Origin of the sequence: Cupriavidus phytorum, assembly GCF_003254285.1 — a bacterium.
Lineage (GTDB): Bacteria > Pseudomonadota > Gammaproteobacteria > Burkholderiales > Burkholderiaceae > Cupriavidus > Cupriavidus phytorum.
The window spans coordinates 20,354-43,655 of record NZ_QKZN01000018.1; the positions used below are offsets into that span (position 1 = coordinate 20,354).

At 68.9% G+C, this 23,302-nt stretch carries 18 protein-coding genes; 10 read left to right on the forward strand and 8 right to left on the reverse strand.

Annotated features, from left to right (window positions below; all coding sequences use genetic code 11):
- The first annotated feature begins 112 nt into the window (after positions 1-112).
- A complete protein-coding gene (locus C7416_RS27080; RefSeq protein ID WP_111521735.1) occupies positions 113-997 on the forward strand; it encodes an endo alpha-1,4 polygalactosaminidase in 885 nt (294 codons plus the stop codon).
- Here the strand turns inward: C7416_RS27080 and C7416_RS27085 are convergent.
- The gene (locus C7416_RS27085) at positions 979-1,512 is read right to left on the reverse strand and encodes a M48 metallopeptidase family protein (RefSeq protein WP_111521784.1); all 534 of its coding nucleotides are present in this window, start codon (positions 1,510-1,512) and stop codon (positions 979-981) included. The genes C7416_RS27080 and C7416_RS27085 overlap by 19 nt on opposite strands.
- Before the next feature lie 49 nt (positions 1,513-1,561).
- Complete coding sequence (locus tag C7416_RS27090; RefSeq protein WP_010812270.1) at positions 1,562-1,786, reverse strand: hypothetical protein; 225 nt, start codon at positions 1,784-1,786, stop codon at positions 1,562-1,564.
- 149 nt (positions 1,787-1,935) lie between these two features.
- Here C7416_RS27090 and ettA point away from each other — a divergent pair, with 149 nt between their 5' ends.
- Positions 1,936-3,603: an energy-dependent translational throttle protein EttA gene (ettA, locus tag C7416_RS27095; RefSeq protein WP_018005229.1), complete on the forward strand. Its 1,668-nt coding sequence runs from the start codon at positions 1,936-1,938 to the stop codon at positions 3,601-3,603.
- A gap of 121 nt (positions 3,604-3,724) precedes the next feature.
- Here the strand turns inward: ettA and C7416_RS27100 are convergent, their stop codons facing one another.
- On the reverse strand, positions 3,725-4,873 hold the full coding sequence (locus C7416_RS27100; RefSeq protein ID WP_111521736.1) for a metallophosphoesterase: 1,149 nt from the start codon (positions 4,871-4,873) through the stop codon (positions 3,725-3,727).
- A gap of 240 nt (positions 4,874-5,113) precedes the next feature.
- Between C7416_RS27100 and C7416_RS27105 the strand changes: the two genes are divergently transcribed.
- From C7416_RS27105 to C7416_RS27120, 4 genes are all read left to right on the forward strand, one after another.
- On the forward strand, positions 5,114-7,555 hold the full coding sequence (locus tag C7416_RS27105) for a carbohydrate-binding family V/XII (RefSeq protein WP_111521737.1): 2,442 nt from the start codon (positions 5,114-5,116) through the stop codon (positions 7,553-7,555).
- A 249-nt stretch (positions 7,556-7,804) separates the two neighbouring features.
- Positions 7,805-9,010, forward strand: coding sequence for an efflux RND transporter periplasmic adaptor subunit (locus C7416_RS27110; RefSeq protein WP_111521738.1), 1,206 nt, complete (start codon positions 7,805-7,807; stop codon positions 9,008-9,010).
- Positions 9,007-12,195: an efflux RND transporter permease subunit gene (locus C7416_RS27115; RefSeq protein ID WP_111521739.1), complete on the forward strand. Its 3,189-nt coding sequence runs from the start codon at positions 9,007-9,009 to the stop codon at positions 12,193-12,195. Before C7416_RS27110 ends, C7416_RS27115 begins: the two co-directional genes overlap by 4 nt.
- Positions 12,192-13,640 carry an efflux transporter outer membrane subunit gene (locus C7416_RS27120; RefSeq protein WP_111521740.1) on the forward strand — a complete coding sequence of 483 codons (1,449 nt, stop codon included), beginning with the start codon at positions 12,192-12,194 and terminating at the stop codon, positions 13,638-13,640. The genes C7416_RS27115 and C7416_RS27120 overlap by 4 nt, the downstream gene beginning before the upstream one ends.
- Positions 13,641-13,751: 111 nt before the next feature.
- Here C7416_RS27120 and C7416_RS27125 read toward each other — a convergent pair whose 3' ends face one another.
- The 3 genes from C7416_RS27125 to C7416_RS27135 all read right to left on the reverse strand — a co-directional run bounded on the left by C7416_RS27125 (position 13,752) and on the right by C7416_RS27135 (position 16,674).
- The gene (locus tag C7416_RS27125) at positions 13,752-15,110 is read right to left on the reverse strand and encodes an MATE family efflux transporter (protein WP_111521741.1); all 1,359 of its coding nucleotides are present in this window, start codon (positions 15,108-15,110) and stop codon (positions 13,752-13,754) included.
- Positions 15,103-15,627 (reverse strand): winged helix-turn-helix transcriptional regulator, encoded by a 525-nt coding sequence (locus C7416_RS27130; RefSeq protein WP_111521742.1) that lies wholly within the window; start codon positions 15,625-15,627, stop codon positions 15,103-15,105. Before C7416_RS27130 ends, C7416_RS27125 begins: the two co-directional genes overlap by 8 nt.
- Before the next feature lie 132 nt (positions 15,628-15,759).
- Positions 15,760-16,674, reverse strand: coding sequence for a LysR family transcriptional regulator (locus tag C7416_RS27135; RefSeq protein ID WP_111521743.1), 915 nt, complete (start codon positions 16,672-16,674; stop codon positions 15,760-15,762).
- Positions 16,675-16,796: 122 nt separating this feature from the next.
- On the opposite strand from C7416_RS27135, the gene C7416_RS27140 reads away from it, so the two are divergent.
- From C7416_RS27140 to C7416_RS27155, 4 genes are all read left to right on the forward strand, one after another.
- Positions 16,797-18,290 carry an acyl-CoA synthetase gene (locus C7416_RS27140; RefSeq protein WP_111521744.1) on the forward strand — a complete coding sequence of 498 codons (1,494 nt, stop codon included), beginning with the start codon at positions 16,797-16,799 and terminating at the stop codon, positions 18,288-18,290.
- 52 nt (positions 18,291-18,342) lie between these two features.
- Positions 18,343-19,368 carry a Bug family tripartite tricarboxylate transporter substrate binding protein gene (locus C7416_RS27145; protein ID WP_111521745.1) on the forward strand — a complete coding sequence of 342 codons (1,026 nt, stop codon included), beginning with the start codon at positions 18,343-18,345 and terminating at the stop codon, positions 19,366-19,368.
- Between the two features lie 103 nt (positions 19,369-19,471).
- A complete protein-coding gene (locus C7416_RS27150; RefSeq protein WP_111521746.1) occupies positions 19,472-20,962 on the forward strand; it encodes a chloride channel protein in 1,491 nt (496 codons plus the stop codon).
- 176 nt (positions 20,963-21,138) lie between these two features.
- A complete protein-coding gene (locus tag C7416_RS27155; protein WP_111521747.1) occupies positions 21,139-21,873 on the forward strand; it encodes a hypothetical protein in 735 nt (244 codons plus the stop codon).
- Positions 21,874-21,918: 45 nt separating this feature from the next.
- Here the strand turns inward: C7416_RS27155 and dapB are convergent, their stop codons facing one another.
- Both dapB and C7416_RS27165 read right to left on the reverse strand, forming a co-directional pair.
- Positions 21,919-22,728, reverse strand: a complete 810-nt coding sequence (gene dapB, locus C7416_RS27160) for a 4-hydroxy-tetrahydrodipicolinate reductase (protein WP_111521748.1) — start codon at positions 22,726-22,728, stop codon at positions 21,919-21,921.
- 45 nt (positions 22,729-22,773) lie between these two features.
- Positions 22,774-23,223: an Lrp/AsnC family transcriptional regulator gene (locus C7416_RS27165; RefSeq protein WP_010809873.1), complete on the reverse strand. Its 450-nt coding sequence runs from the start codon at positions 23,221-23,223 to the stop codon at positions 22,774-22,776.
- Between the last annotated feature and the right edge of the window lie 79 nt (positions 23,224-23,302).

Consider the following 23,302-nt stretch of genomic DNA (forward strand, 5'->3'; position numbering starts at 1 on the left):
TGAATCCGCTACATTGCGGGGACCGCAGCGGCAGGCCCGGCCGCCGCGGCATATCGACAACAGGGCCGATCGCTTCGAACGGGGTTCATCACAGGGAAGGGGAGAAGAACATATGCATGGCAACGATGCGAAGCAGGCCGCGGCGCTGCTGTCGGTTGCGCTGAGCCTGGCACTGGGCGGCTGCGGTGGCGACGGCGGACAGACCGAGATGGTGTCGCCGACGGCCGCGGCCACGACGCGGTCCATCACCGAAGCGACCACCAGCGCCACCACGCGCTGGGCCCCGGCGCTCACCGATACCTGGCAGATCCAGCTGACCGGCAGGCTCAATACCAGCTATGCGGTGACCGCCTATGACTTCGACCTGTTCGACACGCCGCAGGCCACCATCGACGCGCTCAAGGCGCAGGGCCGGCGCGTGATCTGCTACTTCTCGGCGGGCAGTTCCGAGGACTGGCGTCCCGACTTCAACCAGTTCACCGAGGCGGACCAGGGCGCCCCGCTGTCGGGCTGGGCCGGCGAGCGCTGGCTGGATACGCGCTCGGCCAACGTGCGCCGCATCATGCAGGCGCGCATGGACCTGGCGGTCAGCAAGGGCTGCGATGCGGTCGATCCGGACAATGTCGACGGCTATACCAACAGCCCCGGCCTGCCGCTGACGGCCGAGACCCAGCTCGACTACAACCGCTTCCTGGCGGCGGAGGCGCATGCGCGCGGGCTGGCGGTGGGCTTGAAGAACGACGTGGCGCAGGTGGCCGAGCTGGCCGCGAGCTTTGACTTCGCCATCAACGAGCAGTGCTTCCAGTACCGCGAGTGCGGTGCCTATACCGCGTTCACGGGGCAGGGCAAGCCGGTGTTCCAGATCGAATACGCCACCAAGTACCGGGACGCCGCCACGCGCGCCGGGCTGTGCGCCAAGGCCCAGGCGGCCAACCTGCGCACGCTGGTGCTGCCCAGGACGCTGAACGGGTCGTTCCGCTACGCCTGCGACGCCTGAGCGCGAGGATCGATGCCGCCGGCGGGGGCTGCGCGTTCCAGCTCCCGCCAGGCCAGGTAGAGCCGCGTATCGAACTCGAGCTGGTGGTAGCGCGGCTCCATGTATTCGCAGAGCCGGTAGAAGGCCTTCTCGTGCTCGCTTTCCTTCAGGTGGGCAAGCTCGTGCACGACGATCATGCGAAGGAACTCCGGCGGCGCCTCCTTGAACAGCGAGGCGACGCGAATCTCTTTCTTGGCCTTGAGCTTGCCGCCCTGCACGCGCGAGATCGCGGTGTGCAGGCCGAGCGCGCGCTGGGCGGAATCCAGGCGCGCATCGAACCCCACCTTGTGCAGCGGCGGCGCGCTGCGCAGGTATTCCTGCTTGATCTCCGTGGTGTATTCGTACAGCGCGCGGTCGGTCTGCACGGTGTGGCGCCCCGGGTAGCGGCGGGCCAGATGGTCGCCGAGCCGGCCGGCGGCGACCAGTTCGCGCACCTGCTCCAGCACGCCGGGCGGATAGCCGCCCAGGAAGCGCATCGGGTCCTTGCCGGCGGGACGCCAGCTCTCGTTCACCACGGTGGCCGGCTCAGTGGTGGTGGTGATGGTGGTGCATCCAGCTGTTGTCGAGCGAATTGACGAAGGACTCGACCGCGTCCTTGTCGCCGGTGGCATGGCGCATCATTTCGCCGCACTTGCAGAAACCCTGGTACGGGGTGATGTGCGAGCACGCCGACGTCTTCTGGAGGTACAGCGTGACGGGTTTGGTGCACTTCTTGCACTTGAACTTCAGGGTCAGGGCGGGTTTGCTCATGGCGATGGCTTGAAAAATCAGCGGAAAGACGAACCTGGTATTGTACCGGCGCAGGCCAAAGCTGGCCGGGCCCGGGCTGCGCGCGCCGGCGTGCCTGATACACTCCGCCATTCCCGCACCTACTCCAGCACCATCACCAACACGCACCCATGGCACAGTACGTTTTCACCATGAATCGCGTGGGCAAGATCGTTCCGCCCAAGCGTCACATCCTGAAGGACATCTCGCTGTCGTTCTTCCCGGGCGCCAAGATCGGCGTGCTCGGCCTGAACGGCTCGGGCAAGTCCACGCTGCTCAAGATCATGGCCGGCCTCGACAAGGAAATCGAGGGCGAGGCCACGCCGATGCCGAACCTGAACATCGGCTACCTGCCGCAGGAGCCGCAGCTCAACCCCGAGCAGACCGTGCGCGAGTCGGTGGAAGAAGCGCTGGGCGGCGTGTTCGAGGCGCGCAAGAAGCTCGATGAAATCTACGCCGCGTACGCCGAGCCGGACGCCGACTTCGACGCGCTCGCCGCCGATCAGGCCAAGTACGAAGCCATCCTGGCCGCCAGCGACGGCAACAACGTCGAGCTGCAGCTGGAAATCGCCGCCGACGCGCTGCGCCTGCCGCCGTGGGACGCGAAGATTGAGCACCTGTCCGGCGGCGAAAAGCGCCGCGTGGCGCTGTGCCGCCTGCTGCTGTCGCGCCCCGACATGCTGCTGCTGGACGAACCGACCAACCACCTCGACGCCGAATCGGTCGACTGGCTGGAGCAGTTCCTGACGCGCTTCCCCGGCACCGTGGTGGCCGTGACCCACGACCGCTACTTCCTCGACAACGCCGCCGAGTGGATCCTGGAACTGGACCGCGGCCACGGCATCCCCTGGAAGGGCAACTACAGCTCGTGGCTGGACCAGAAGGAAGCGCGCCTGAAGCAGGAAGAGGCCAGCGAATCGGCGCGCCAGAAGGCGCTGCACAAGGAACTGGAGTGGGTGCGCCAGAACCCCAAGGGCCGCCAGGCCAAGTCCAAGGCGCGCCTGGCGCGCTTCGATGAGCTGAACAGCCAGGAATACCAGAAGCGCAACGAAACCCAGGAAATCTTCATCCCGGTGGGCGAGCGCCTGGGCAACGAAGTGATCGAGTTCGACAACGTCAGCAAGGGTTTCGGCGACCGCATGCTGATCGAAAACCTGAGCTTCAAGGTGCCGCCGGGCGCCATCGTCGGCATCATCGGTCCGAACGGCGCCGGCAAGTCGACCTTCTTCAAGATGCTGACCGGCAAGGAGCAGCCGGACAGCGGCGAGATCAAGATCGGGCCGACCGTGAAGATGGCCTTCGTCGACCAGAGCCGCGACGCGCTGGACGGCACCAAGACCGTGTTCGAGGAAATCTCGGGCGGCGCCGACGTGCTGACCGTGGGCCGCTACGAAACCCCGTCGCGCGCCTATATCGGCCGCTTCAACTTCAAGGGCGGCGACCAGCAGAAGCAGGTCGGCACGCTGTCGGGCGGCGAACGCGGCCGCCTGCACATGGCCAAGACGCTGATCGCCGGCGGCAACGTGCTGCTGCTGGACGAACCGTCCAACGACCTCGACGTGGAAACGCTGCGCGCGCTGGAAGACGCGCTGCTCGAGTTCGCCGGCTGCGTGATGGTGATCTCGCACGATCGCTGGTTCCTGGACCGGATCGCCACCCACATCCTGGCGTTCGAGGGCGACTCGCATGTCGAGTTCTTCCCCGGCAACTACCAGGAATACGAGGCGGACAAGAAGAAGCGCCTGGGCGAGGAAGGGGCCAAGCCGAAGCGGATCCGGTACAAGCCGATCGTGCGGTGAAGCACCCGCCGGTAGCGATAAGCACTCCGCTTCAAGCAAAGCAAAAGCCCCGACTCAATTGAGCGGGGCTTTTTGCTGCGCACTGACCGCGCGCAAAGGCTTCGTCTCCTGCGGCAGTGTCCTAGTTGGCTCGCACCAACCTCACCCGCGTAATCTCTGACGGCGCCCCGAACCGCTTCGGCGGGCCCCAATATCCAGTACCACGGCTGATATAGATCCACAGCGATCCATGCCGCACCAGGCCGGCGGTGTACGGCTGCTGCATCGGCACGAACAGGTTCCACGGCCAGAACTGGCCGCCATGGGTATGGCCCGACAGCTGCAGGTCGAAACCCGCTTGCGCCGCCGCGGGCGCGGTGCGTGGCTGGTGGGCCAGCAGCACGCGCACGCCGGCGTCGGCGGGGGCGCCGGCGATGGCGCGCTGCGGGTCGCTGCGGTGGCTTTCGTGGAAGCGGCCGGCGGAGTAGTCGGTGACGCCGCCCAGCACCAGCGCGTTGCCGTCGTGCCGCAGCACCACGTGCTCGTTCATCAGCACGCGCACGCCCAAGCGGCGCAGTTCGTCGATCCACGGCTGTGCGCCGGAATAGTACTCGTGGTTGCCGGTGACGAAGTAGGTGCCGTGGCGCGCCTGCAGCCGGGCCAGCGGTGCGGTGTGGGCCGACAGCTCGCGCACGGTGCCGTCGACGAGGTCGCCGGTGATGGCGACGGCGTCGGCCTGCAGGCTGTTGACGCGGTCGACGATGCGGTCAAGGTAGGGCCGCTTGATGGTGGGGCCGACATGGATGTCGCTGATCTGCGCGATGGTGAAGCCGTGCAGCGCATCGGGCAGGCCCTGCACCGGCACGTCGACCTCGACCACGCGCGCCAGCCGGCGCGCATTGACATAACCCGCCAGCGTGACCAGCAAGGCCAGCAGCGGCACTGCCACGGCGCTGCCGGCAGCCAGGACGGGCGCGCGCCAGCCCAGCAGTTGCCCCGCCAGCCAGGCGGCGGCGAGGGCCACGTCGCGAACCAGCGTCAGCACCAGCAGCGATGAGAAGAATCCCATGGCAAGCATGCCGATCCAGGACACCAGGTCCGACCAGGGCTGGCTGACGCGCCGCGCCAGCAGTCCGGCCGGCAGCAGCGCGCAGGACAGGGCCAGCCAGGCTACCGCCAGCGCCTTGACCACCATCGGTACTGGCATCGCCGGCAGCAGGCGCAGCCCGATATAGCCGTGCAGCAGGGCCGTGACGAACGCAGCGGTCAGGATGGTGGTGCGTGGAGGCATGGGCGGGGATGCAGGGTGGAGTGAACAGAGATGAGGCCGTGCCGGGACGCTTCAAGGGCGCCCCGGTCCACGGCCTGGTGCCGGCGGCTGATCTGTCTTTTTTCTGGCGCATCCTGAATGTTTTCAAATCGGATTGTTCGTGTTGACGGGCTACTCTAGATTCGCCCAATGGGCCGCCTGTTGTGCAGCATCCTGCCCGCGTGCCGGCAGCCGGCAGGTGGCGCCCTACCGGAGAAACCCATGTTGTTTCGGATAAATCAGACCAGCAAGCAGACCAGCGCGCTGGTCGCGGCGGCCTGGCTGGCACTGGCCCCGCTCGCCGCGCAGGCCGCCACGCCGGCCAAGTCGTCGTCGGCGGCGGCGGCGGCGGTCGCCACGGCACCCCTGACCTGGCCGCGCAATTTTGATGCGGCCACCGACCATGTCGAGCTGTACCAGCCCCAGATCGAGACCTGGGACGGCAACCGCCTGTCCGGGCGCGCCGCCGTGGCGGTGGGCGACAAGGCGGGCGCGCCGACCTACGGCGTGGTCCATTTCTCGGCCACCGGCGATATCGACAAGCCCTCCGGGCTGGTGCAGCTGAGCCGGATCACGGTCGACAGCGTCGAAGTGCCGACGCAGCCCGACGCCGCTGACCGCGTGCGCCAGGCGCTGGTGTCGCGCCTGCCGGCCAACGGGCTGACGGTGCCGCTGGACCAGCTTCAGGCCAGCTATGCGGTGTCGCAGCAAATCGCGAAAGCCGGCCGCGTCGCGGTGCGCAATGAAGCGCCGCAGATCTTCTTTGCAACCACGCCGACGCTGCTGGTGCTGGTTGATGGCGAGCCCGCCTGGCGCACCGTGCCCGGAACGGCGTACGAGCGCGCGCTGAACAGCCGCGCGCTGCTGCTGCGCGCGCCCGGCGGCGAGCTGTTGCTGAAGGCGGCAGGCTATTGGTATCGCTCCGAATCCGCCGGCGGCGCCTGGGAGGTGCTGACCACCGTGCCCAAGGCGCTGGAGAGCGCAGCCGCCAAGGCGGCCGCCAGCATGAAGCCCGATGCGATGCTGCCCGCCGATGGCAAGCGCCCGGCCCGCGCCCCGGCCATCCTCTTTGCCACCCAGCCGACCGAGCTGGTGGTGACCAGCGGCGCGCCGCAGATGGCGCCGGTCAGCGGCGTCGGCCTGCTGACCATGGCCAATGCCGACCATGCGGTCTTCGTCGATCCGGCCGCCAACCAGTATTACGTGCTGGTCTCGGGGCGCTGGTTCCGCGCGCCGATGCTGACCGGGCCGTGGCAATACGTGCCAGGCAGCCGGCTGCCGGCGGACTTCGCCCGCATCCCGCCCACCGATCCCAAGGCCAATGTGCTGGTCTCGGTGCCGGGCACGCCGCAGGCGCGCGAGGCCGAGATCGCCGCCACCATCCCGCAGACCGCCACGGTGTCGCGCAGCAAGGCGAGCCTGACGGTCGCGTATGACGGCGTGCCGCGTTTCGTGCCGATCACCGGCACTTCGCTCAGCTACGCGGTCAATACCGGCACGCCGGTGATCGAGGTCGATGGCAGCCGTTACTACGCGGTAGCCAACGGCGTCTGGTTCACCGCGCCGGCGCCCGCCGGCCCGTGGCAGGTTGCCACCGAAGTGCCGTCGGCGATCTATACCATCCCGCCGACCTCGCCGGTGTACTACGTCACCTACGTGCGCATCTACGCGGTCACGCCGCAGACCGTGGTGGTGGGCTACACGCCCGGCTACATGGGCGTGGTGGTGAGCGCCGACGGCACCGTGGTCTATGGCACAGGCTATGTCTATCCGCCCTACGTGGGCGCGGTCTACTACGGCTATCCGGTTACCTATGGCTACGGCGCCGGCTTCGGCATCGGCGTGGCCGAGGGATTTGCCTTCGGCTTCGCCGCGGGCGCGTTCTGGGGGGCGGCGTCGCCGTACTGGGGCCCGTACTGGTGGGGCGGCCCGTACAACTGGAACTACGTCAACGTGAACCAGGCCAACTTCTACGGCCGCTGGGGCCAGGGCACGGTCACCCATGCGCAGGGCTGGAACGCCTGGACCGGCACCGAATGGCGCGGTACCGCCGGCGCCGGCTACAACCCGGCCACCGGCGCGCGCTACCAGGGCAGCCGCGGCGCCGCGTTCAATCCCTATTCCGGCAACTATGCGGCTGGGCACCAGGGCGCCTTCGCCAACCCGTCGACCGGGCGCGAAGGCGCGACGCGCGGCGGCGTGGCCGGCAACACCTACACCGGCGACTATGCCGCAGGACGGCAGGCGGCGGGGTACAACGCCCAAACCGGCCGCGTCGGCGCCGCCGAGGCCGGCATCGCCGGCAACACCCAGACCGGCCAGCATGCCGCGGGCAGCCGCGGTTTTGTGGCCAACCCGGACAAGAACAACGCGGTGGTATGGAACAACGGCAACGTATATGCCGGCCACGACGGCTCCGTGTACCAGCACACCGACAACGGCTGGCAAAAGCACACCCCCGGCGGCTGGGAGCCGGTACAGCCCGGCAACGAGGTCACCGGCCGGCTGGACCAGCAGCGCCAGGCGCGCGAGTTGGGCCAGCAGCGCTTCAGCGCTGCCGCGCAGCAGTGGCAAGGGCGCGGCGGCATGGGTGGCGGCATGGGGGGCGGATTTGGCGGCCGAGGCTTGCGCGGCGGTGGCTTTCATGGCGGGTTCCGGCGCTGATCGCCGCTGCGGCGAGCGCTGTCCGGACACTGCACGGCGGGCGCAGAACAAAGCGATGGCGCGCGCGTGACGCGGCTCGAAAGGACTTAATACGTGCGCAAGAAAGATTGAATTGGCGCTGACTGGGCCCGGCCTTACTCTGCCGGAGGAAAGGGGTGGGGAAAGGTGCACCCGATGGGCCTGGCAACTGCAACGCCGGTCGCTTCGGCCGCGCTACGGCAACGCAACAAATCTCTGGTGGGGGGTCCTGTGAAAAGCGTGTTCAACTGGCGCGGCGCGCTGTGGCTGCTTCCTGTCCTGGCACTGGCCGGATGCGGCAAGGAGAAAGCCGCGCCGGCCGCGCCGCCCGCGGCCGAGGTCGGCGTCATGACAGTGGCGCTGCGCGATGTGCCGATCGTCTTCGACTTTGTCGGGCAGACGCAGAGCTCGCAGCAGGTGGAAATCCGGGCGCGGGTGAATGGCTTCCTGGACAAGCGCGTCTATACCGAAGGCGCACTGGTCAAGGCCGGCGAGACCCTGTTTCTGATGGATCGCAAGCCGTTCGAGGCGACCCTGCAGGCCGCGGAGGCAGAGCTGGCGCAGCAGCAGGCGCGCCTGGTGACGGCCCAGGCCGACCTCAAGCGCGTGCGCCCGCTGGCCGAGCGCAACGCCCTCAGCCAGCGCGACCTCGATGACGCCACCGGCAAGGCCCAGGCCGCCGCCGCCGCCGTGGAAGGGGCACGTGCCAACGTGATCAGTGCGAGGCTCAACCTGAGCTATACGACGATCAAGTCGCCAGTGGCGGGGCTGTCCAGCTTTGCCAAGCGGCAGGCCGGCTCTTATATCGACACCACCAATAGCCTGCTTACCTATGTGGCCAAGCTGGATCCGATGTGGGTCAATTTCAGCCTGTCCGAGAACGAAGTCCTGAAGATGCGCACCGACCGTGAATCGGGCGCCATCAGGTTCCCGGAGCAGGATGCGTTCGATGTCGTGGTCGTGCTGGCGGACGGCAAGTCATTCCCCAACCACGGGCGCATCGCCTTTGCCGACGCGTCGTTCAGCGCGGATACCGGCACCTACCTGGTCCGCGCCGAGGTCTCCAACCCGGAAGGCGTGCTGCGGCCCGGCCAGTTCGTGCGCGTGAAGGTGCATGGCGCGAAGCGCGCCAAGGCCATCGCCGTGCCTCAGGAGGCGATCGTGCAGACCCAGCGCGGCCAGGCGGTATGGGTCGTCGGTCCTGACAACAAGGTGCAGCAGCGGGTGGTGGACGTGGGCGAGTGGACCGGCGACAACTGGGTGGTGCGATCGGGGCTGAAGCCGGGTGAACGGGTCGCCGTGAGCGGCACGTTGCGGCTGGCGCCCGGGGCGCCGGTCAAGGCGGTGCAGGCCGGGCCCGCCGCAGCGCCCGCCGCGGCCAGCGGCGTGGCGGCCGCGCCGGCGTCCGCCGTCGCCACCGCGGGAGGCAAGCCATGAAGCTTGCCCATTTTTTTATTGATCGGCCGATCTTTGCGTCGGTGGTCTCCATTGTCATCACCGTGGGCGGGCTGGTGGCGCTGACCAAGCTGCCGATCGCCCAGTTCCCGGACATCACGCCGCCGTCGATCACCGTCACCACCAGGTACCCCGGCGCCAGCGCGGAAGTGGTCGCGCAGAACGTCGCCGCGCCGATCGAGCAGCAGGTCAACGGCGCGGACCGGATGATGTACATGAACTCGACCAGTTCATCGACGGGTGACCTGACGCTGACCACGTACTTCGAGATCGGCACCGATCCGGAACTGGCGCAGGTGGACGTGCAGAACCGCGTCAACCTGGCGCTGCCGACGCTGCCGGAGGCCGTGACCTCGCAGGGCGTATCGGTGCAGAAGCGTTCTTCGGCGTTCATGATGGTGATCGCCATCTATTCGCCGGACGCCAGCTACGACCAGACCTTCGTCGGCAACTACGCCAACATCTACGTGCTGGACGCGCTCAAGCGCATTCCGGGCGCCAACCAGTCGTCCATCTTCGGCAGTCCGGACTACGCCATGCGCATCTGGCTCAAGCCGGACCGCATGGCTTCGCTGGGCATCACCACCGAGGATGTGAAGAATGCGGTGGCCAACCAGAACCAGCAGTTCTCCGCGGGTCGCATCGGGCAGTCACCCACCGACGGCGCGGTCCAGCTGACCTTTCCGATCGCCACCAAAGGCCGCATGACCGAGCCGGCCGAGTTCGACAACATGATCCTGCGCGCGCAGTCCGGCGACGTCGCGCTGGTGCGCCTGAAGGACATCGGGCACGCCGAACTTGGCTCCAAGGACTACTCGCTGCGCAGCCGCTACAAGGGCAAGACGGCCACGCTGATGGCGGTCTACCAGCAGCCCGGCGCCAACGCGCTGGACGTTTCCAAACAGGTGCGGGCCACGCTGGCGGAACTGAAGAAGAGTTTCCCGCCGGGACTGGAATACGAGATCGCACTGGACACCACCTCCTTTGTGCAGGAGTCGATCGACGAGGTGGTGCATACGTTGCGCGACGCCGTGATCCTGGTGATCCTGGTGGTCTACCTGTTTCTGCAGAGTTTTCGCGCCACCCTGGTGCCGATCCTTGCCGTGCCGGTGTCGATCATCGGCGCCTTTGTCGGCATGAGCGCATTCGGCTTCTCGGTGAACATGCTGACCTTGTTCGGCATGGTGTTAGCGATCGGCATCGTCGTGGACGATGCCATCGTGGTGATCGAGAACGTCGAGCGCAACATGGTCGAGTTCAAGCTGCCGCCCAAGGAGGCTGCCAAGAAGGCCATGGACGAAGTCAGCGGCCCGGTGGTCGCCATCGTGCTGGTGCTGCTGGCCGTGTTCATCCCGGTGGCATTCCTGTCGGGCATTACCGGCCAGCTCTACAAGCAGTTTGCCATCACGATCGCGGTGTCGGTGGTGCTTTCGGGCGTGGTCGCGCTGACGCTGTCGCCCGCGCTGGCAGCCATCCTGCTCAAGCCCGGAGAACACAAGAAGAACCGTTTCTTCACCTGGTTCAACAATTCGTTTGACCGGCTGGTGGCCAGCTATGACAGGTCGCTGCAGGTCGTCATCAAGCGTACCGTGATGTCGATTGCAATCATCCTCGCGATGATCGCCGTCAGCGTGCTGATGTTCACGCGCATTCCGGGGTCGTTCCTGCCGGTGGAGGACCAGGGCTACCTGTTCGGGGCCGTGGTGATGCCGGATGCCGCCAGCCTGGACCGCACCGGCAACCTGTCGTCGCGCGCGGAAGCATGGCTGGCCGGGCAGCCCGGCGTGTCCTCGGTGGCAACGGTGGACGGCTACAGCCTGATCGATTCCCAGAACAAGGCCAATGCAGGCACGCTGTTCGTCACGCTCAAGGGCTTCGATGAGCGCGGCGACGGCGAGAGCGCCGAGGACCTGATCCTCAAGGCCAAGAAGGAGTTCTCCACCTACCAGGACGGCGCGGTCATCCCCATCAACCCGCCTTCGATCCCGGGCCTGGGCACCACCGGCGGCTTCGAGTTCTGGCTGCAGAGCACGGCGGACGGTACCTACCAGCAGCTCGAGGAGAAGGTGCATCAGTTTATTGCCAGGGCGCGCCAGCGGCCGGAGCTGACGGGCGTCAACTCCACCATCAATTCGCGCTCGCGCCAGTTCATGGTGGAGGTGGACCGGGAACGCTCGGAAACCCAGGGCGTGCCGGTCGAGGCGGTGTACTCCGCGCTGCAGACCATGTTCGGTTCGCTCTACGTGAGCCAGTTCCCGAAGAACAGCCGTCTGTTCCAGGTGATCCTGCAGGCCGAGCCGAAGTACCGCTCGCGTCCCGAGGACCTGGACAATGTCTATGTGCGCAACCACAAGGGCGAGATGGTGCCGATCAAGGCGGTGACCACCACGAAGTACGTCCCTGGCGCCGACATCGTCACGCGCTTCAACAACTTCCCCGCGGCCAAGATCATGGGCGACGCGGCGCCGGGCTACAGCTCGGGGCAGGCCATCGCGGCCATGGAGGAAACCGCCCAGGAGGTGCTCGGCATCGGCTACGCCTATTCCTGGAGCGGGCAGGCCTATGAAGAAAAGACCGCTGGATCCACGGCGGTCTATGTCTTCGCCTTTGCCTTGCTGATGGTGTTCCTGATCCTGGCGGCGCAGTACGAGAAATGGTCGTTGCCGATCGGCGTGCTGCTGGCGGTGCCGTTCGCCTTGTTTGGCGCCTTGCTGGCCATCCTGATGCGCGGCATGCTCAACGATGTCTATTTCCAGATCGGGCTGACCGTGCTGATCGCGCTGGCGGCCAAGAACGCCATCCTGATCTTCGAGTTCGCCGTCGAAATGCGGCAGAAGGAAGGCCTCAGCGCCTATGACGCGGCCATTCACGCCGCCAAGCTGCGCCTGCGGCCGATCATCATGACCTCGCTGGCCTTCATCCTGGGCTGCGTGCCGCTCGCCATCGCCAGCGGCGCCTCGGCGGCGAGCCGGCAATCGCTGGGCACGGGCGTGATCGGCGGCATGCTCGGGGCCACGGTGATCGCGCTGTTCTTTATCCCGATGTTCTTCTGGGGGCTGGAGGTGCTGGCCGAGCGCAAGCCCAGGGAAAAGGCGGCGGGCGGTGCGGCGCCGACCCCGGGCGACGGCCCGCCTCCAGCCAGGCCACCGGCCGGAGAACCATCATGAGCCCGCGTGCGTGGATGCTGGGAGCGTGCGCGGCGGCCGTGCTCGGCGGCTGCGCCATCGGCCCTGATTACCAGCGGCCGGCGACGCCGGATGTGGCCCAGTACCGCATCGACACCGGCCCGCTGGCGATCGCCGCCGACAGCGACTGGTGGAACCAGTTCAACGATCCGGTGCTGACCGCGCTGGTGGACGAGACCCTTGCCAGCAACTTTGACGTGCGCATTGCGGCCGCGCGCATCGACGAATTCCGCGGCCAGCTGATGGTGGCGCGCTCGGGCTTCTTTCCGCAGGTGAACCTGTCGGCATCGGCCGCGCGCCAGCGCCTCGGCACGTTCAACGGCACGCCCTTCGCCGGGCTCGACGGCCCGCGCAACACCTACCAGCTGCTGGCCAACGCGAGCTGGGAACTTGACTTGTGGGGCCGCATCCGCCGCCAGGCCGAGGCGGCCGAGGCGAGCCTGTGGAACGCGGAATATGCCCGCCGCGGAGTGGTGCTGTCGCTGGCGGCGTCGGTGGTCCAGGGCTATGCGACGTTGCGGGGGCTCGATGCGCAACTCGACGTCGCAAAGCAGACGCTGGCTTCGCGCGGAGACGGGCTGGATATCTTCAGGCAGCGGTACCAGGGCGGCGTCATTTCCCAGATGGAGCTGGCGCAGGCGGAGAACGATTTCTACGTGGCTGAGGCCACCATCCCGCCGCTGCGCACCGCCATTGCGCAGACCGAGAACGCGCTGTCGGTGCTGATGGGGCGCGAGCCCGGGCCGATCGAGCGCGGCAAGGCGGTAACCGCCTTGCAGGCGCCGTCCATCGGCGCCGACATGCCTGCCACGTTGCTGTCGCGGCGTCCGGACGTGCTGCAGGCCGAGCAGTCGGCCATCGCGGCAAACGCGCAACTTGGCGCGGCGCAGGCACTGTACCTGCCGGCGGTCAACCTGAGCGGCTTGTTCGGAGCCATCGCCAGCACGCCGGGGGCGCTGTGGCACAGCGCTTCGCAGGTGTGGGGATTCGGCGCCGGCCTGACCCAGCCGGTGTTCCAGGGCGGCGCCATCCGCGGGCAGGTGCAGACGGCCTCGGCGCAGCGCGACCAGGCCATGCTGGCCTACCAGCGCACGGTGCTGGAGGCACTGGCCGACGTCAACACCGCGCTGGCCAACGGCACCGAGACGCGCACCCGCCTTGGCAGCCTGCGCGAGCAGGAAAAGAGCCTGACGATCTATGCGGACCAGGCCTTCGCGCGCTATGAAGGCGGCTATTCGAGCTACCTTGAAGTGACCAATGCCCGCGAGAAGCTGTTCAACGCACAACTGGCGGTGATCCAGGGCCAGGTGGACACGCTGACCAGCACCGCCGCGCTGTACAAGTCGCTGGGCGGCGGCTGGCCGTCGGTGCCGCAGGCTGTGCGCGAGGCTGGAATGCAGGGAGATGCGAAGGTGCTGGCGAGATAGCAGGAGCTGTCTACGTGTGCGCACCTCTGCAGTCTGACCTCACCTGACGCAGGCGCTGCCATCTCCTGCACACGCGAGATGGCAGCAAACCGACAGGGGTTGGCGCGCATGCTACCGTGCCGACCATTCTCCTTGCCTTACCCCCAGCGCCGTCACCACGCCATACGCCGTGATCCCCAGCGCCACCCCAAGGAAGTGGCCGTCCAACCCCATCCCGAACACATTGGCCAATAACCAGCCGCCGCCCGCGGCCAGCGCGATCCGGCACAGCCCGGCCGCCACCGGCCAGCGCATCCGGCCCGCGCCCATCGAGGCGAAGTACAGCGCCATGCCCAGGCCGAAGCCGCCGAATGCCGGCCCCACCCATGACAGCGCGCGCGCGGCGATGGCGATCACTTCGGGGTCATGGGTGAACAGGCTGGCAAAGCGCACCGGCGCCATGCCGACGGCGGCGCCGGCGGTGCCGGCGATGGCCAGCGCCAGCAGTGCACCCACCCAGGCTGTGCGCCGCGCCGTATGCCAGTCGCCGGCGCCGACGGCGCGGCCGACCAGCGCCGTCAGCGCCGAGCCCACGCCGAACGCGAGCGGGATCATCAGGAATTCCAGCCGCGCCGAGATGCCGTAGGCCGCCACCGCGGCGGTGCCATGGTGACGCAGCTGCGCGGTGACCAGGATGGTGGTCAGGTTGGCGACCGAGGCCAGCGCGCACGCCACCAGTCCCACCGACAGGATGCGCGCAAACAGCGGCCACGACAGCCGCACCCGCAGCACCGGCACGAAGCCCGCGCCGCCGCGCGCGACCACGATCGCCATCGCCAGCGCCGCGGCCCACGACACCGCCGCCAGCGCCGCGCCGATGCCGGCCAGGCCCATGCCGGCGGGCTCGGCCAGCAGCCACGACAGCGCCGGGAACGCGATCCACATCAGCGCCAGCACGCGCGCCGCCAGCGCGTGGCGGCCGCCGCCGCGCAGCACCGACGCCAGCGTGTTGGCCAGCCAGGCGGGGACCGCACCCGCGCCGAACAGCCAGATCGCATAGGTGGCGGCCGCTTCGGCGGCGGTGGCGCCGGCGACCGCGCCCAGCACCGCGCGCGGGAACCCGGCCAGCGCCACGGCGAACGCCAGGCCGGCGATCACGGCGATCCACAACGCATGCATCACCAGTGCCGAGGCATCGTCACGCTTGTTGGCGCCCAGCGCGCGCGCGATCGCCGCGACCACGCCGCCGCCCATGGCGCCGGTCGACATCTGCTGCAGCAGCAGTGCAAACGGCAGCACCACGGCCCAGCCGGCCAGCGCCGCGGTGCCCTGGCGCGCGGCCAGCCAGGTTTCGATCAGCTGGGCCGCCGCCTGCAGCAGGGCAATCAGCGCGGTGGGCCCGGCCAGCTTGCCGATGCGGCGGGCGATTTCGGTGGCCGGCACCGCGTCGGCGGGCAGGGTGCCGGCAGGCAATGCGCGCGTGTCAGTCATGGCGGGTCTCCGGAGCGGCTTCCGTGACCCCGGCGGCCTCGGCATCACCGAAGCGCCGGCGCAGGAAGCGCCCGGCGCCCGGGCCCGGCAACACGCGCACGTCGTCCAGCGTGATCGCGCTGCCGTCGGCGCGTGTCAGCGTGGGCTCGGCAATCTCGGTGCCGGTGCGGCGGTCCTGCAGCAGCGTCAGCGGTCCCTTGTCGTCGGTCATCCAGCGGTCGGCCCACGCCTTGAGCGCGACGTAGGCCGGGAAGAAGTCGCGGCCCTTGTCGGTCAGCTGGTAGACATGACGCGCGCCGGCCTCGGGCATGACGCGCGCCAGCAGCCCGTGCGCCACCAGCGTCTTCAGGCGCGCGCTAAGGATATTGGGGGCGATACCCAGGTTGCGTTCGAACTCGTCGAAGCGGGTGCTGCCGTAGAAGGCCTCGCGCAGCACGAGGATGGCCCAGCGTTCGCCCAGCACGGCCATCGAGCGCGCCACGGGGCAGGGCATCGCGGTGAAATCGGTAGGGGGCATGGGTCTCCGCCGTTGTGTGCTGCTTGCTTTCGGTTTGCAAGCTGGCTGCAGCATAGCTTGCAAATCGAAAGTTTGCAGGCGGGCCGATGCCATGACCTGCGAAAGCGTGCGTTCACCGGCCAGCGGTGCCGGCTACTTCACCGCGTCGCGAAATACCTCGAGCTTCTCCAGTTCCTCGCGCAGGAAACCGATCAGCGCGCGCGTCGCCATCGACGGATGCAGGTTGGGCGTGGTGATGATGAACAGCTTGTTGCCCAGCCCCTCCGGGCGCCAGTCCGGCAGCACCGGCACCAGATGGCCGGCGCGCACCTCTTCCCAGCCGATATAGACCGGCAGCATGCCGATGCCATGGCCTTCGCGCACGGCTCGTGCCAGGAACAGGAAGTGTTCGGACTGCAGCGTGGGCGTCAGCGCCACGTCCACGCGCTGCCCGTCGCGGTACAGCGACAGCGGGAACTGGCGGGGCGGGTAGGGCGGGCACAGGAAGCTGCAGCCGGCCAAGTCCGGTGGCACCTGCACCGGCGCAATCCTGGCGAGATATTGCGGCGATGCATACAGTTGCCAGCGGATATCGCAGATTTCACGCGCCACGTGGTCCAGCGGCGGCGCCGAGGTGACCTTCAGCGCCACGTCGATCTCGGCCGCGATCAGGTCGTTGACGCGGTTGGCAAAGAACACCCGCAGCGTGATGCCGGGATGCTTGTGCGCGAACTGCAGCAGCAGCGGGGCGATATAGGCGTCGCCCAGCCCGGTGGGCACGCTCACGCGCACATGGCCGCGCAGGGTCTTGCCCAGGCTGTCGATCTCGGCCTGCGCCGACGCCACTTCCTGCAGCATGCGCACGCCGTGCTGGTACAGCGCATGGCCGGGTTCGGTCAGCTCCAGCCGGCGCGTGGTCCGGCGCAGCAGCTGCGCGCCCGCCTGGTGTTCCAGCTCGCGCAGCTGGCGGCTGACCTGCGACCGCGTAACGCCGCGCCGGCGCCCGGCTTCGGCCAGGTTGCCGGCATCGACGATGTCGACGAAGGCCTGGATCAGGTTGAGGTCCATCGGGGATTGTCTGCAGCATTGTCACGTCTGGCGCAACATTGTGATTCCACCTGGCCTGATTGTCGATGCGGGGCTACGCCGATACAGTGGTCGGCTGACAAAACCCAGCTTGGAGACAGCGGATGGCCACGGACCTTTGGTATCAAGACATGCACCGCAGCGGCGAGGACCTGCTGGCGCGCGGCGCCCGCCTGGCCGGCGGCCTGCGTGCGCTCGGCGTGCAGGAGGGCGACGTGATCGCGGTACTGCTGCGCAACGACCCGGTGTATGCCGACGTGGTCCATGCCTGCCGCATCGCCGGCTGCTACTACTGCCCCATCAACTGGCACTTCACCGCCGAGGAAGTGCGCTTCCTGCTGGGCGACAGCGGCGCCAGGGTGCTGCTGGCGCAGGATGACCTGCTGCCCGCGGTGCGCGACGCGGTCCCGGCCGCCATGCCGGTGCTGTCGGTGGGCGGTCCCGCCGCGGGCGCGACTGAATATGAAGCGTGGCTCGCGCAGCAGCCCGCCTATGACGGCCCGCGCGTGGCGCCGCGCGGCCATATGGCGTACACCTCGGGCACCACCGGCCGGCCCAAGGGCGTGGTGCGCCAGGCGCTGCCGCTGGACGGGCTCGAGCAACAGCTTGCGCGCATGCGTTCGGTGGTGCGCCAGACCTACGGGCTGGAGCCGGGCTGCCGCGCGCTGATGTCGGCGCCGCTGTACCACAGCGCGCCGGGCTCGTTTATCCAGAACGCGCTGCAGATGGCCGAGCGCCTGGTGCTGACGCCGCGCTTCGATGCCGAGCAGGTGCTGGCACTGGTGGAGAAGCACCGCATCGACGTGCTCTACCTGGTGCCGATCATGTACGTGCGCCTGCTCAAGCTGCCGCCCGAGGTGCGCGCCAGGTACGACCTGTCGTCGATCCGCTTCGTCGCCTCGACCGGGTCGCCGTGCGCGCCCGAGGTCAAGCGCGCGATGCTGGAGTGGCTGGGCCCGGTGATCCATGAAACATACGCCTCCAGCGAAGCCGGCATGATTACCGTGGCCACGCCCGCCGATGCCGCCGCGCGGCCGGGCACCGCCGGCAGGCCGGTCGACGACGCGCAGCTGCGCATCCTCGACGAGCACGGCCGCGAGTGCGCGCCGGGCGAAATCGGCCTGGTCTACGTGCGCCAGCCCGCTTACCCCGACTTCACCTACCGCAACAATGAGGCCGCGCGCGCCGCCATCGACCGCGACGGGCTGGTGACGCTGGGCGACATGGGCTATGTCGATGCCGACGGCTACCTGTTCATCTGCGACCGCGCCTCGGACATGGTGATCTCGGGCGGCGTCAACATCTACCCGGCGGAGATCGAGCACGAACTGGTGCGCTATCCAGGCGTGGCCGACTGCGTGGTGTTCGGCATTCCCGACGCGGAATACGGCGAGCGTCTGCTGGCCATGGTGCAGCCGATGCCGGGCGCCGAGCTCCGCGAGGCCGAGGTGATCGACTGGCTGCGCCAGCGGCTGTCCGGCTTCAAGGTGCCGCGCAGCATCGTGGTCGAGGCGCAACTGCCGCGCGATGAAACCGGCAAGCTGGCCAAGCGCCGGCTGCGCGACCGATACTGGGAAGGCCGCCAGCGCCGCGTCTGAGCGCACCGGTGGGACTGCGAAGCACAAGCCGATAACGACAGGAGGAGACGCGATGCAGAACAAACCGACCAAGACCACCGGACGCAAGCCACGGCGCGCCTGGCTCGCCGCGATCGCGGCCGGCGCGGCGGGCGCAGGATTTGCGCTGGCAATCTGGAGCGGCGCCGCGCAGGCGGCCTATCCCGACCGCCCGCTCAAGCTGGTGGTGCCGTACACGCCGGGCGGCTCGACCGACCAGTTCGGCCGCGCGCTGGCCGACGGCATGTCGCGCCAGCTGGGCCAGACCGTGGTGGTGGAAAACCGCCCCGGCGCGGCCACCATGATCGGCACCACCAGCGTGGCGCGCGCGCCGGCCGACGGCTACACCATGGTGCTGGCGACCAACGGCAGCATGGTGCTCAACCCGATGCTGTACAAGAAGATCCAGTACGATCCGCCCAAGGATTTCCGCATCTTCAGCATTGGTGCCGAGGCGCCGCTGGTGGTGGTCACCAACACCAGCGTGCCGGCCGGCAATATCCGCGAGTTCGCGGCCTACGCCAAGGCCCAGGGCGGCAAGCTCAACTACGCCTCGGTGGGCCTGGGCAACGCGCTGCAGCTGGCCACCGAGATGCTCAAGACCGAACTGGGCATCGGCGTCACCCACGTGCCGTACAACGGCAGCGCCCCGGCGCTGGCGGCGCTGCTGGCCAACGACGTGCAGCTGATGGTCGATGTGGTCAGCACCTCGCTGCCGCATATCAAGGCGGGCAAGCTCAAGGCGCTGGCGGTGACCGGGCGCAGCCGGCTGGATGTGCTGCCGAACGTGCCGACCGTGGCCGAGAGCGGTTATCCCAACTTCCAGGCCGCCACCTGGTTCGGCCTGGCCGTGCCCGCGCAGACGCCGCCCGAAGCGGTGGCCAGGCTGCAGGCCGCCGCCGACCACGTGCTGAAGGACCCGCAGTTCCGCGCCACCTTCAGCGCCCTCGGGCTGCTGGTGCAGCCGCCGCGCACCCAGGCCGAGATCGACCGCTATCTCGAGGCCGACCGCGCCCACTGGGGCAAGGTGATCAAGGCGAACAACATCTCGCTGGACTGACGCGCCGGCCGGGCGCGGCGGGACGAACTGGCGATGGGCGTATAGTTCCAGCTCATCACGGCGGCGGGGCGCGCCCCGCCGGATGCCTGCGCCCGCCCCAGCCATGACCGATCGCGACCCCAACGATCCCAAGCCTGCCTCGTCGTCGTCCGCCACGCCTGGCGACAGCCCGGATCCCCAGGCTCAGCCCGACACCGGCGCGCCGCCGTCCGATCCCCACCTGCTGAACCAGATCAGCCGCCGCGCGCGCGTGGCGGCGTGGCGCAAGTCGCGCCAGGCCGGGCGCATCTCGCGCACCACGCTGCGCTATGCCGTGTTCATGTTCGGCGCGGGCTGCGTCGGGTTGTTCTCGCTGGTGTTCGCGTGGATCGCCGAGGTCGCGCTGCACTGGAACCGCCAGCTGACCCAGGCCACGCCGTGGCTGGCATTCGTGATGCTGCCGTTCGGCCTGGCCGCGCTGCGCTGGCTGACCATCCGGCTGGCACCGCAGGCGCGCGGCAGCGGCATTCCGCAGGTGATCGCGGCGGTCACGTTGCCGCCGTCGGGCCCGGCACAGACGCTGCTGGTGTCGTTGCGCCAGTCGATGTGGAAGGTGGTGCTGACCGCGGCCGCGCTGCTGGCCGGCGCCTCGGTCGGGCGCGAGGGCCCGTCGGTGCAGGTCGGTGCGGCGGCGATGCTGGCGTGGGGCCGCTGGTGCCAGGAGAAGCTGCGCTTTCGCATCGGCTTCCATCCCAATGCGCTGATCGCGGCCGGCGCGGCCGGCGGGCTGGCGGCGGCGTTCAACACGCCGCTGGCCGGGGTGGTGTTCGCGATCGAGGAACTCGGCCGCGGCACCGCGGTGCGCTGGGACCGCCTGGTGCTGTCGGGCGTGCTGACCGCGGGTTTCCTGTCGCTGGCGGTGCTGGGCAACAACCCGTATTTCATGGTCAAGGTGCCGATGCTCGGCCTGCATGAGGCCTGGGGTCCGGTGCTGCTGTGCGCGCTGGTCACTGGCGTGCTGGGCGGCGTGTTCGCCAAGGCGCTCAAGGGCGGCGTGCCGGCGCTTTTGCCGCCAGCGTGGCGCGACTGGCCGGGGCGCCATCCGGTATGGACCGCGTTCGGCTGCGGGCTGGTGGTGGCGATCCTCGGCTGGGCCACCGCGGGCGCGACCTTCGGCACCGGCTATGAGCAGGCCGCGGCGCTGATCAACGGCGAATCGCAGGCCACGTTGTGGTTCGGCCTGGCCAAGCTGGCGGCGACCGTGGTGTCGTACTTCGCCGGCATCCCGGGCGGGATCTTCACGCCCGCGCTGGCGATCGGCGCGGGCATCGGCGAGAACGTCGCGCATTTCGTCGGCGGCATGGCCGAGCCGCGCGTGCTGGCGCTGGTGTCGATGGCGGCGTTCCTGGCCGCGGCCACGCAGGCGCCAATCACCGCCAGCGTGATCGTGATGGAAATGACGCGCACGCAGGACCTGACGGTGTTCCTGCTTGCGGCGTCGCTGCTGGCATCGTTCATCTCGCGGCAGTTCTCGCCGCACCCGTTCTACCACCAGGTCGGCCACACCTTCCGGCGCGAGGCGCTGGCGCTGACGCGCAAGGCGCCGCCGGGGTAATGCCGGCGCCGTGGGCCGGTGGGCAAGTGGCGGCGGCGCCGGCGTCATCGGGTAAGCTAGCGCACGCCCCTATGCCGTCGCGGCCAGATGTGAGTGGTTCGTCACGATCGCGCGCCGCGCAGGAACAACCCGGCGGGGGCGGGCTCCAACCCGGAGCCTTACACCAGGAGTCCGTCTTGAAATTTCCCGTTGCCGGGCTGGCGCTTGCCGGCCTGCTGGGCGCCGCCGGCGCCCATGCTGCTACCCCCGCTGCACCCGCCGCCACCCCCGCCTCCGCACCGGCTCCCAAGCCCTCGGCCCAGGCCGAAAACAGCGCGCTGGCGCCGCTGCTGGGCATGCTGGAAATCGGCAACCCGCTGCCGGCGCTGCCCGACTGCGCCGACAAGCGCACGCCCGACGGCCGCGATGTCACCGGTTTCTGCGTCGAACTGAAGGGCGATGGCCTGATGCGCCAGGTTGGCGTGCCGCGCGCGCAGCGCCCGGCGTTCATGGATGGTCCCTACGTGGTGGCCTTTGTCGACCGCAATGCGCTGGTCGGCCTGATGGTGCCGACCGCCGGCGCCAATTCGCAGCAGGCCGCGGCCGACAGCATCAGCGCGCTGTACGGCAAGCCCTTCCGCCAGGAGCAGGAGGACATGCGCGACAAGGTCGGCAAGACCGTCAAGACGCTGCATGCCGGGTGGATGCACAAGCCGCTGACGGTGGAGCTGTACGCGATGCCGGAAGACCCTAACACCGGCACCATCGAGATGCTGCTGCCGCAGGCGCGCGCGCTGATGGCGGACAAGGACGCCGAGGTCGACAAGCAACTCAACCCGCCTCCGGCACCGGCGGCCAAGGGCGGCAAGGCCGCCGCGGCCAAGCCCGCGCCGAAGGCGCCGGCCAAGCCGGAAAAGCCCGGCAGCTGGTAACGGCACAGGCAGGCGGCGCAGCGCACGCGTGCGCCGCCGGCTGCCTCACAGTCCTTCCATGACCTTGTCCAGCCCCCGCACCACGCCGCGCACGGTGTGGACCTTGCGGATCGCCAGCAGCGCGCCGGCAACATAGGGCTTGGAGCCGTCGCCGGCCTCGTGCTTCAGGTGCAGGCGCTGGCCGTCGGCGCCGAAGATCACTTCCACGCCCAGCTGGTACCCCGGCAGCCGCACTGCATGCACCTGCGTGCCGGACATGGTGGCGCCCCGGGTTTCCTTTGGGCCGTTGACCTGGTCGACCGGCACCGCCTGCGCGGCGGCCTTGACCTGGCCGAGCCGGTACGCCAGCTCGCGCACCGTGCCGGAGGGCACGTCGATCTTGCCGGCCTTGGCGTAGTCGATGATCTCCCAGTGTTCCAGGTGGCGCGCTGCCATCTCGGCAAACTTCTGCAGCAGCACCACCGTGATGGCGAAGTTGCCGCAGGCGAGCACGCCGCGCTCGGCCTGGCGCGCGGCGGCGTCGATCTCGGCATAGTCGTCGTCGCTCAGCCCGGAGGTGCCGACCACCACGTGCGCACCGTGCGCCAGCGCCTGCAGGATGTTGTGCTTGGCGATGCCGGGTTTGGTGTATTCGACGTAGACGTCGTACGGCGTCTGGCCGAGCGCTTCGATGCTGGCGGCGGCCACGCCCGGCGTATCGGCGTGGCCGGTCAGCTGCGCCAGGGTCTGGCCGGCGGCGCCGCGCGACAGGCCCGCCACCAGGGTCATGTCGCCCGCATGGGCCACGCCGCGCGCCAGTTCGCCGCCGGCCCAGCCGGTCACGCCGCCCACGGCGACACGGATCGGGTTATTCATGTTCTGTTGCTCCGCTAAGGCTGATGGGACTGGCAGCATACCGCGTCAGCCGGCGGCGCGCCGGCGGTCGAGCTTGCGCGCCAGCACGATCGAGGTGGTGGTGTGGTTGACGCCGTCGAGCATGCCGATCTCGTCGAGCAGCCGGTCGAGCCGGTCGTGCGTGTCGCAGCGGATCGCCACCAGGTAGTCGACCGGGCCGCTGACGGAATTGACCTCTTCGATCTCGGGCAGCCGCTGCAGCGCGCGCAGGATCGCGGGCGCGGCCTTGGGCTGCACCGACAGGCCGCAATAGGCCAGGATGGCGTTGTCCTCCATGCGCTGGCCCAGCCGCACGCCGTAGCCGGCGATCACGCCGCTGCGCTCCAGCCGCGCGATGCGCGCCACCACCGTGGTGCGCGCGATGCCCAGGTGCCGGGCCAGGTTGGCGGCGCTTTCGCGCGCGTTGGCCTGCAGCAGCGACAGCAGGTGGCGGTCGGTGGTATCGAGTTCGGTCATTGCGTCGGGATGCCTCGTCGTTTCGTTTGATTATGGCGGTTTTTCGTCGTTCTTGTGCCTTCATTGTGCCTGCAGGGCT

What these genes read in the sequence shown, in the direction of transcription:
- C7416_RS27080 (WP_111521735.1), top strand. Translation starts at nt 113, where the DNA reads ATGCATGGCAACGATGCGAAGCAGGCCGCGGCGCTGCTGTCGGTTGCG.
- C7416_RS27085 (WP_111521784.1), bottom strand. Translation starts at nt 1,512, where the DNA reads ATGCGCTTCCTGGGCGGCTATCCGCCCGGCGTGCTGGAGCAGGTGCGC.
- C7416_RS27090 (WP_010812270.1), bottom strand. Translation starts at nt 1,786, where the DNA reads ATGAGCAAACCCGCCCTGACCCTGAAGTTCAAGTGCAAGAAGTGCACC.
- ettA (WP_018005229.1), top strand. Translation starts at nt 1,936, where the DNA reads ATGGCACAGTACGTTTTCACCATGAATCGCGTGGGCAAGATCGTTCCG.
- C7416_RS27100 (WP_111521736.1), bottom strand. Translation starts at nt 4,873, where the DNA reads ATGCCTCCACGCACCACCATCCTGACCGCTGCGTTCGTCACGGCCCTG.
- C7416_RS27105 (WP_111521737.1), top strand. Translation starts at nt 5,114, where the DNA reads ATGTTGTTTCGGATAAATCAGACCAGCAAGCAGACCAGCGCGCTGGTC.
- C7416_RS27115 (WP_111521739.1), top strand. Translation starts at nt 9,007, where the DNA reads ATGAAGCTTGCCCATTTTTTTATTGATCGGCCGATCTTTGCGTCGGTG.
- C7416_RS27120 (WP_111521740.1), top strand. Translation starts at nt 12,192, where the DNA reads ATGAGCCCGCGTGCGTGGATGCTGGGAGCGTGCGCGGCGGCCGTGCTC.
- C7416_RS27125 (WP_111521741.1), bottom strand. Translation starts at nt 15,110, where the DNA reads ATGACTGACACGCGCGCATTGCCTGCCGGCACCCTGCCCGCCGACGCG.
- C7416_RS27130 (WP_111521742.1), bottom strand. Translation starts at nt 15,627, where the DNA reads ATGCCCCCTACCGATTTCACCGCGATGCCCTGCCCCGTGGCGCGCTCG.
- C7416_RS27135 (WP_111521743.1), bottom strand. Translation starts at nt 16,674, where the DNA reads ATGGACCTCAACCTGATCCAGGCCTTCGTCGACATCGTCGATGCCGGC.
- C7416_RS27140 (WP_111521744.1), top strand. Translation starts at nt 16,797, where the DNA reads ATGGCCACGGACCTTTGGTATCAAGACATGCACCGCAGCGGCGAGGAC.
- C7416_RS27145 (WP_111521745.1), top strand. Translation starts at nt 18,343, where the DNA reads ATGCAGAACAAACCGACCAAGACCACCGGACGCAAGCCACGGCGCGCC.
- C7416_RS27150 (WP_111521746.1), top strand. Translation starts at nt 19,472, where the DNA reads ATGACCGATCGCGACCCCAACGATCCCAAGCCTGCCTCGTCGTCGTCC.
- dapB (WP_111521748.1), bottom strand. Translation starts at nt 22,728, where the DNA reads ATGAATAACCCGATCCGTGTCGCCGTGGGCGGCGTGACCGGCTGGGCC.
- C7416_RS27165 (WP_010809873.1), bottom strand. Translation starts at nt 23,223, where the DNA reads ATGACCGAACTCGATACCACCGACCGCCACCTGCTGTCGCTGCTGCAG.